The 9,275-nt window shown below is 44.0% G+C and carries 9 protein-coding genes and 1 pseudogene; 5 read left to right on the forward strand and 5 right to left on the reverse strand.

Features of this window, described 5'->3' with window-relative positions:
- Window positions 1-51: 51 nt before the first annotated feature.
- The 4 genes and pseudogenes from ilvC to ilvE form a co-directional block, all read right to left on the reverse strand.
- Window positions 52-1,050 carry a ketol-acid reductoisomerase gene (ilvC, locus tag UF75_RS13020; RefSeq protein WP_045575030.1) on the reverse strand — a complete coding sequence of 333 codons (999 nt, stop codon included), beginning with the start codon at window positions 1,048-1,050 and terminating at the stop codon, window positions 52-54.
- 86 nt (window positions 1,051-1,136) lie between these two features.
- Window positions 1,137-1,616 carry an acetolactate synthase small subunit gene (gene ilvN, locus UF75_RS13025; RefSeq protein ID WP_045575031.1) on the reverse strand — a complete coding sequence of 160 codons (480 nt, stop codon included), beginning with the start codon at window positions 1,614-1,616 and terminating at the stop codon, window positions 1,137-1,139.
- A 4-nt stretch (window positions 1,617-1,620) separates the two neighbouring features.
- Window positions 1,621-3,310: pseudogene (ilvB, locus tag UF75_RS13030) on the reverse strand (biosynthetic-type acetolactate synthase large subunit).
- Between the two features lie 29 nt (window positions 3,311-3,339).
- Complete coding sequence (gene ilvE, locus UF75_RS13035; protein ID WP_045575032.1) at window positions 3,340-4,221, reverse strand: branched-chain-amino-acid transaminase; 882 nt, start codon at window positions 4,219-4,221, stop codon at window positions 3,340-3,342.
- Between the two features lie 356 nt (window positions 4,222-4,577).
- Between ilvE and UF75_RS13040 the strand changes: the two genes are divergently transcribed.
- The 4 genes from UF75_RS13040 to UF75_RS28250 all read left to right on the forward strand — a co-directional run bounded on the left by UF75_RS13040 (window position 4,578) and on the right by UF75_RS28250 (window position 7,713).
- Complete coding sequence (locus UF75_RS13040) at window positions 4,578-5,876, forward strand: homoserine dehydrogenase (RefSeq protein WP_045575033.1); 1,299 nt, start codon at window positions 4,578-4,580, stop codon at window positions 5,874-5,876.
- A gap of 24 nt (window positions 5,877-5,900) precedes the next feature.
- Window positions 5,901-6,800 (forward strand): homoserine kinase, encoded by a 900-nt coding sequence (thrB, locus tag UF75_RS13045; RefSeq protein WP_045575034.1) that lies wholly within the window; start codon window positions 5,901-5,903, stop codon window positions 6,798-6,800.
- Window positions 6,801-7,032: 232 nt separating this feature from the next.
- Window positions 7,033-7,302 (forward strand): hypothetical protein, encoded by a 270-nt coding sequence (locus UF75_RS13050; RefSeq protein ID WP_045575035.1) that lies wholly within the window; start codon window positions 7,033-7,035, stop codon window positions 7,300-7,302.
- Window positions 7,303-7,557: 255 nt separating this feature from the next.
- On the forward strand, window positions 7,558-7,713 hold the full coding sequence (locus tag UF75_RS28250) for a hypothetical protein (RefSeq protein WP_156146414.1): 156 nt from the start codon (window positions 7,558-7,560) through the stop codon (window positions 7,711-7,713).
- Between the two features lie 659 nt (window positions 7,714-8,372).
- On the opposite strand, the gene UF75_RS13055 is transcribed toward UF75_RS28250, so the two are convergent.
- Entirely contained in the window at window positions 8,373-8,999 is a 627-nt protein-coding gene (locus UF75_RS13055) for an ArsB/NhaD family transporter (RefSeq protein WP_045575036.1), read from the reverse strand.
- Window positions 9,000-9,088: 89 nt separating this feature from the next.
- Between UF75_RS13055 and UF75_RS29110 the strand changes: the two genes are divergently transcribed.
- Window positions 9,089-9,262 carry a hypothetical protein gene (locus tag UF75_RS29110; protein ID WP_197079395.1) on the forward strand — a complete coding sequence of 58 codons (174 nt, stop codon included), beginning with the start codon at window positions 9,089-9,091 and terminating at the stop codon, window positions 9,260-9,262.
- Window positions 9,263-9,275: the final 13 nt, after the last annotated feature.

Raw genomic sequence — 9,275 nt, forward strand, 5'->3', positions numbered from 1 at the left:
GATACCTTTACTGTAAAGCATTATTGCAAAAAGAGTACTTTAGCGTCTACTTTACTCGTGCTTTTTCAACCAGCTCATCATTCCTCTGAGTTGTTCGCCAACCTTCTCGATCGGATGATTTGCTTCGTTACGGGTCATAGCGTTAAAGGCTGGACGATTTGCTTGGTTCTCCAATAACCAGGCTTTAGCAAACCGACCGTCTTGGATTTCTTCGAGCACGCGTTTCATCTCTTTGCGGGTTTCTTGGTTAACGATTCGTTTACCGACCGTCATATCTCCATATTGAGCCGTATCGGAAACAGAATATCTCATCCAACTCATGCCACCTTCATACATTAAGTCGACGATGAGTTTTAGTTCGTGTAAACATTCAAAATAGGCAATTTCCGGCTGATAGCCTGCCTCTACTAAGGTGTCAAAGCCTGCTTTAACGAGTTCTGAGGCCCCTCCACACAAGACTGCCTGTTCTCCGAATAAGTCGGTTTCGGTTTCCTCGCCGAAAGTCGTTTCTAGAACGCCCGCCTTGGTGGATCCAATTCCTTTAGCATAGGCAAGGGCTAATTCTTTAGCTTTTCCAGTAGCATCTTGATGAACTGCGATTAGAGATGGAACTCCAGCTCCTTCCGTATAGGTGCGGCGAACCAGATGTCCCGGGCTTTTCGGAGCCACCATAAAGACATCCACATCGCTGGGAGGAACGATTTGTCCGAAGTGAATATTAAAACCATGGGAAAAGACGAGTGCCTTTCCTGAGGTTAAATGCTGTTTAATTTCTGCATAATAGACTTTACTTTGTGTCTCATCAGGAAGTAGGATTTGAATCACGTCTGCGCGTTTAGCAGCCTCTTCCACTGTCATAACCTCAAAGCCTGCAGCTTGGGCACGCGCTGTACGAGCACTTCCGGGACGAAGACCAATCACAACGTTAAGACCAGAATCTTTAAGGTTTTGAGCTTGGGCATGCCCTTGGCTCCCATATCCCATTACTGCAATGACCTTACCTTTTAATAACTCCAGATTTGCGTCTACCTCATAATACATTTTCGCCATTTTTCTATAACTTCCTTTCAACTGTAAGTCTTTCTATCAATAGGCCATAGGCCAACTATAGTATACTACATTCACATAATCTATCTCTAGGCATCCGAGCGCAAAATTGCAATCTTGCCAGTTCGAACCAATTCAAGTAATCCATAGGGTCGAACTGCATGAACAAAGGCATCAATTTTTGGAATATCACCCGTTAACTCCACCGTTATATTGGTTCTACCCATATCTACAACTCGTCCTCGAAAAATATCGACCGTCTGAAGAACCGCGGATCGAGTTTCTGTGCTAACTTCCACGCGAATTAAGGACAACTCTCGAGCAACCACGCTCTCCCCGGTTAAGTCGGTCACTGAGTGTACAACTACCAGTTTACTAAGCTGATTCCTCACTTGCTCAATGATTTGGTCATCCCCATTAACAACGATTGTCATTCTTGATAATTCAGGATCTTCCGTCTGACAGACCGTGAGACTATCGATGTTATAACCCCGACGCGCGAACAACCCAGCCACCCGAATCAGAACGCCCGGATGATTTTCCACAACAACCGCAAGCGTATGCAACATAATATTACCTCACTATCATTTCAGTAATGTCTTTCCCTGGCGGAACGAGGGGCAATACATCTTCATCCATTGAGATCTTAATATCGACCAGAACTGGGCCAGGATGATTGAACGCCTCTTCAATAGCACTGCGAACTTCTTCTACAGAATTGACATGGATTCCATGAATTCCATAGGCTTCCGCCACTTTAACGAAGTCCGGGTTCCCCTGAAGCTGGATTTGACTATAGCGCTCAGCATAAAACATCTTCTGCCACTGTCGAACCATACCGAGGACCCCATTGTTCAGAAGGATGATTTTAATGGGAAGTTTATTCTGAGCAACCGTCCCTAACTCTTGGATTGACATCTGTAAAGAACCGTCTCCCGTGATCAGGATGACCCTATCTTCTGGACGAGCAAACTGAGCCCCCACCGCGGCAGGTAATCCATAGCCCATAGCCCCAAGTCCGCAACTGGTCGCATAATTACGTGGGTGTGCTATTGGATAGTATTGAGCGACCCACATTTGATGCTGTCCAACATCCGTCGTAACCACTGCATTCTCCCCGGCAAGTTCCCCCAGACATTCGATAACCATCTGCGGAGTGAGTCTATCCTTGTCATAGCTTAAGGTGTGATTGTCCTTCCAGTCACGCAACTGGTTCCACCAGTCAGTCACTTCGGGGACAGCATACCCTGGCAATGCTTCTAATATTTCTTCCAAAACTTTACGGGCATCCCCAACAATTTGGATATCCGTTTTTACGACTTTACTGATCTCTACTGGATCGATGTCGATATGAATAACCTTCGCTTTAGTTGCAAAACGATGCCCCATACCACTTGTTACACGATCATCAAAGCGCACCCCAACCGCAATAAGCAAGTCACAATCATCCACAGCATAGTTTGCTGTCACAGTTCCGTGCATTCCTACCATTCCCAATAAATTAGGGTGTCCTAATGGAAGACTACCAATCCCCATTAAGGTCGTGACCACGGGTGCGGCGGTTTTTTTCCGCAATTTGCCTTAAAACGTCTTCCGCTCCCGCCGTAACAACACCGCCCCCCGCATAAAGCACGGGCTTGGAAGATTTGGAAAGGGCCTTAGCCACTTCTTCAATCTTACCATTGTTGGCTTGGCCAAAGATTTTATACCCTTTTAACTTCATTTCATTAGAAAATGGAACCACGTTTTCTTGAGCTAAAACGTCTTTCGGGAGATCGATAAGCACGGGGCCCGGTCGACCAGTTCGGGCAATATAAAAAGCTTCTTTGACAATTCTCGGCAGATCCCGCGGATCCTTGACTAAATAAGAATGCTTAGTAATGGGCATGGTAATCCCGATGATATCCACCTCTTGGAACGAATCCGAACCGATTGAACTTGTAGAAACCTGCCCCGTCAAAACCACTAAGGGAATTGAGTCAGAATAGGCATTGGCAATACCCGTCACGACATTCGTTGCTCCGGGTCCAGATGTGGCTAAGCAAACCCCAACTTTCCCACTGACACGGGCATAACCATCTGCAGCATACACGACCCCTTGTTCATGCCGTGCTAGCACATGTCGTATAGGACTATCTACAAGGCAATCATATAATGGAAGTAACACCCCGCCCGGGTAACCAAAAATGACGTCAACCCCTTCTTGGTGCAAAGCATTCAATAAAACGGTTGCCCCTTTTAAGCCTGTTTTTTCTTCACTCATACATTGTTCCTCCCCCTAAGCTTTTGCTTCTACGTGCTGTAAATTTTAGGACCATTGACGTGGGTAAGAGCCCTAAAAGCCTCCAAAAGTTGTTTAAATGCTGGACCGGGAACCCCATCCCCGATCACACGTCCGTCAACTTTGATAACCGGGATCAATTCTGCCGCAGTACCCGTGAGAAAACACTCATCCGCTGTATACAAATCATGACGAGTAAACAACTCTTCCTTCACGTTCATTCCGAGTTCACTCGCGAGCTCTATCACAGAATTTCGGGTGACGCCTTCAAGTATTCCCGCAGAAAGTGGAGGGGTCATTAAGACGTTATTACGAACCATAAAAATGTTATCAGCCGTTCCCTCGGCCACATAACCGTCTTGTGTCAACATAATTGCTTCTATGACACCAGCCTGAATACTTTCCAGCTTTGCCATAATGTTATTCAGATAATTAAGGGATTTAATCCTCGGGTTCAAGGAATCTGGATTGTTCCGACGGATGGCAACCGTCGCAACTTTTAAGCCTTGATCATACATGCTTTGCTCAAAGAGCTTAATTTGGGCAGCAATACAAATAATTGATGCCTTAGGACATTTATTGGGGTCGAGACCTAGATCACCTTTACCTCGCGATACCACCAAACGAATATAGGCATCGTTTAAATTATTTCTGCGCAGCGATTCTAAGACGACTTCTTGCATTTCTTCCTTAGAAATCCCAATTGTCAATTGGATGGACTTTGCAGATTCATAGAGGCGTTTCAAGTGTTCGTCCAATTTAAAGACTCGACCATGGTACGCGCGGATCCCTTCAAAAATTCCGTCTCCATACAAAAAGCCATGATCAAAAACAGACACCTTTGCATCTTCTTCAGGAACAAATGAACCATTCAAATAAATAACAAGTCCCATTTAATCAGCCCTCCTTAATGATCGCGAACAAATAAAAACCCTAAGCGAAGTCCCCCCTAGCAACGTGGAACTTTCCGCTTGGGTTTTTTCTACCCACGGTGTAAATCCAATTTGGATTCTGTACCGCTCGGACCAGACAGGTTACCCCCGGAACCCTAGGTACACTTCCTTTTCTGTTATATCACATTTATATTGAGAACTTTGTGTATATGATACAGAATCCCATCCTAAGTGTCAACCCTATTTACAATAAATGTTACGAAATTCCTTAAGAATTTCCTTGTCAAAGCTAGATCGAAAGCTGTATAATGTCCACTATGCAGATACATTTGTTTTTTTGAGAGGAGTGTCTTAACTTGCCAATTCAGATAGGAATATTGGGCTTGGGTACTGTAGGGACTGGAGTTGTGCGCATATTACAAGAGAATGCTGCAGATATTCAGACGCGGACTCATTGCGAGCTTAAAATCAAAGCAATTCTTGATCGTGATCTTCATCGAGAACGAGACATTCATGGTGACTTTATACTTACAGATCGACCTGAAGAAATTCTCCAGGACCCGGAGATCGATATTATTGTCGAAGTTATGGGGGGGATCGAACCAGCGCGTACTTTTATATTAGAAGCATTGCAAAACGGGAAAAATGTGGTCACCGCCAATAAAGATCTAATCGCGCTTCATGGACATGAACTCCTTGACGCTGCCAATGCGGCTGGAAAGGATCTTTATTTTGAAGCAAGTGTCGGAGGCGGAATACCGATTATTGCTGCTATGAAAGAGTCCTTAGCTGCTAATCGCATAACCCATGTCCTGGGAATTATTAATGGGACCACGAACTACATTCTTACTGCTATGGCCGAACAGGGCCGTGAGTATGCTGAAGTCCTCGCTGAAGCCCAGCAATTGGGGTATGCTGAATCTGATCCTTCTTCTGATGTCGATGGGTTAGATGCTGCTCGCAAGCTTGCTATCCTCTCTTCAATTGCCTTTAATTCACGGGTCGCTCTCAAGGACGTCTTTGTCGAAGGAATTTCAAAAATTACCCGCGAAGACCTTGCTTATGCCGCGGAACTTGGTTGTACTATTAAACTCTTAGCCATTGCCAAACACCAAAATGAAGCCATTGAAGTTCGCGTGCATCCGGCAATCTTACCTCTTAGCCATCCTCTTGCCTCAGTAAACGGTGTTTTCAATGCTATTTACGTGGTAGGAGACGCCGTTGGAGAAACTATGTTTTATGGCCGAGGTGCCGGCTCTCTTCCCACAGGAAGTGCGATCGTCTCCGACATTATGCGTATCGTCCGTAACATCCAATCCAACTCCACTTCAGCCATCAATTGCACCTGTTATCTAGACCTTGAACTCAAAGCCGTCGCTGATTTTTATACAGCCTTTTACATTCGCTTACTAGTTAAAGACGAACCTCGAGTTCTGGCCACGCTCGCTCTCCTGTTTGCCGAAGCCAATATCAGCTTCGCTTCGATCATTCAAAAACCGCGAGGCGAACATCAGGCTGAGATTGTCCTCGTGACACATCCTTGTCGTGAAGGGGCCCTGCAAGAAGCCTTAGATTCTGTTAGAGCCTATAGCAAGGTCCTTAATATCCATAATGTCATTCGCTTTGAAAATGGGGACCATGGATCTATGACCTAAAGAAACTTACAAGGGAGGAAAAGAATGTTTCGCGTAAAGATACCGGCCACCTCCGCGAATCTCGGGCCAGGATTTGACTGCCTTGGTCTGGCTCTTCAACTGTACAATTCGATCATTGTGGAACCGAGCCGACCCTTTGAAATTTCTTTAACCGGGTCTTATCGGGACGGGATCCCTGCCGATGAAAGTAATCTTGTTTGGCGAACCATGTGCCATTTTTGGAAACTTATCCACTACCCCATTCCTTCCGTCGCCTTAACGTTTGAAAACAATATCCCCCCTTCTCGAGGCTTAGGAAGCAGTTCCGCTGCCATTGTCGGTGGATTAGTAGCCGCTAATACTTTAGCCGGTTCACCCTACTCCAAGTACGAATTGCTCCAAGTTGCGAATGCACTGGAAGGCCATCCTGATAATGTTACCCCTGCTTTGTATGGAGGCGTAACACTTTCTATACCAACAGAAGGTGGCATGCTTCCCCGCATACTGTCCCAGAAGCCAAATTTTAAAGCGGTTGTTGTGATTCCTAACACCCTCCTGAACACAACCAAAGCCCGCGGGATATTACCGCCAGACGTTTCTCGAAAAGATGCGGTTTTCAATATCTCCCACGCTGGGTTACTAATTGAGGCCTTCATTCGAGAGGAATATTCTCTTTTAAAAGAAGGAATGCGTGACCTACTTCACCAAAACCAACGTGCCGCTCTCATTCCCGGTATGTTGGAAACATTAGAAGCAGCCTTTCAGGCCGGAGCCTATGGTGCTGCACTCAGTGGCTCTGGTCCTACACTGATCGCCCTCATTACCGAAACCTCTAAGAAAGAAGTAAGCCAGAGTATGATAACCACACTGGGGCAGTATGAGGTGAACGCTCAGGCTATCGTTTTGGGAATTGATTCTTGCGGAGCCACTTCGTCTATAACATAGTTGGATTATCGTCGTTTTCCTGGTTGATGAAATAATATTTACCTAGTAAATCTAATATTGGTACGAGTCAAAGTCCATCTCTGATGGGCATTTTTTTTGTCCACAATCAATATTTGTAACACTTTAAAATACTTGTACATAACCTATATTACAAATAATCATTTATGATATCCCAAATTTCTATATCTTATATCGCCCGCTTGTGGCAGATGAATAAAAGGGGATAAATCATATGATGTTATTTTGTCCTTTTCCGATTGGTACGTGTTTGGTAGTAGGTGTCGATGCGAGTTTTTGGATTGGCAGTTTTGCCGGAGTGCAAAATGGAGTTGCAATATTGAGAAACGCTCAACTGTTTGCCAACCCTGGAAAACCAGTTGATGGAATCCGCCCGGTAATCCGAATCCCAATTTGCAAAATAACGTTTGTAGCCCTCGCAGGTGATAAAGATTGCAAAGACAAGGATGACAAGGATGACAAGGATGGCAAAGATGCTAACTGATTTCAGTTTAATGTATGCTTTAATAATTGTGTAAAGGGTAGGATTTTTCCCTACCCTTGTTATTATTCTAACTACTACTCTAACCAATCATAAACAACTCATATGGACAGGTAAAAAGCTATATTCGACAACCCTTGTCACACTTTATGAAACTTGTACATACCCTATATCATAAATAATCATCAACGACAGTTCCGAAATTTCTTATCTTATAGCGCCACGTTTGTGGTAGATTAACAAGAGGAGATTAGCCATATGTTAACAACTGTAGCGGAAATAGAGTTGGCGATTATTATTATCTTATTTATAGTTTCCATCCTCAAAGCTATTAATGAAGAAGAAAATAACAGTAGTCCGAATACTAATACTAATACTATTACTATTACTAGCAAAGATAACAAGGTCTGGTAAGGTATTGTAAGAACGTTGGCCTAGGAAATGTCTGCCTAGGCCAACGTTCTTATGGCATAAGTTGATCATTTTTGGAAACAACATCTTCTTAAACGCGGATTCATCGTTTTATACTGTTGTTCTTAGGAATTCTTACCTTATGCGGTCAATTTCATTCAAGGTTATTTTGGGGATGGCTACAATATTAGTATCTATAAAGCTCGTAAGTTTTTACTTTGCTCTCCAGAGGTTGATAAGTCTCTGCGCTCCCAATAAACATCATTTTAACCCCTATACGGTCGAAATCTTCCTTGTAATAAACATAGTACCTCCATTAGCGGCGGTTCAACTCCGAAGTAATCCGCAACCTCTTGTAGGTTGCTATTTGCGCAGCCATAGAAATGTAAATTTTAAAGTTCTGGGTGTCAGAATAGTTTAACAAAAGTTGAATGATTCTGTGATTCGTGGTAAAACAACGAAAGAAATATATATATTGATTGGTTTTTGGGGATTTCTACCTATCTAAGGTTGGCAAGAACTCGAACAAGAAGTTCGAGATTTAGAGCGCTGTCCACGGATGGCTGAGTGCCCCTGTAGCCATGGATGGCGAGAAGGGACCATCGACCGGGCCCACGAGAGAGACCTAGGCAAATTTGGCCTAGGTCTTGAAAAAGGCTGGGTTAGAAAAATAGCCACTCAACCCAAAAATATAGGCTTAATAAACTGACAAGGAGCCCTATGGGAATTACAATGATCGTTACTTTCAAACATTTCGCCCAACTAATCCTAATCCCGTTTTTCTTGAGAATAAACATCCAAATTAGAGATGCTAGGGTTCCCATCGGAGTAATCAATGAACCGATATCCGCTCCCATGATGGTTGCCAGATAGGCAATATGCAACGTGGGTATATCCAGTCCCATTCCTGTCAGCGTCAAAGTCCCAATCATGACTGATGGAAGGTTATTGAATAGATTTGACATGATTGTAAGCAAACCACCACTGATCAGAATAGCGTTTAAATGATTGGCTAACATGGGTTCTCTGAGTCGTTCAACGATTAGTGCGGTTAAACCGATATTATGCAGGCTGTAAACCACAACATAGATACTAAAGGCAAATAAAATGATATGCCAGGGGGTTTTCTTGACAATATCATTCACTCCAACTCCCTTTCGATACCATCTAAACCCGATAAGCAACAGGGCACCAAATACGCCGATCCATTCCATTGGAATGCCAAAGCTCGTGCCTACAAACAGGCCTGCCCTAGACAAAGCGACAATAGCGATACAAACCTTGAACATGGACATATCCGGTACAGGTGGAGAAATGGCATTGTCAGTTAATAGATGTGGAGGAATAGGATGATGCGGGGGCGGGGGCAGATTTGATTGTGAGTGCAAATGTGGGTGAAGTTTATGATGTGGTTTATGATGGGGTTTTTGGTGTGGATGAAGCCGATGACCCATGCGAGGATTATGAGGTTTTTCAGGTAATGGATGACGAAGGATTGGAGCGGAAGATTTGTTGTTGTATACGTCAATACTGGATTCAGGTAGAACGTTAATTACTTTCGGGAT

The organism is Desulfosporosinus sp. I2 (genome assembly GCF_000960765.1).
GTDB lineage: Bacteria > Bacillota > Desulfitobacteriia > Desulfitobacteriales > Desulfitobacteriaceae > Desulfosporosinus.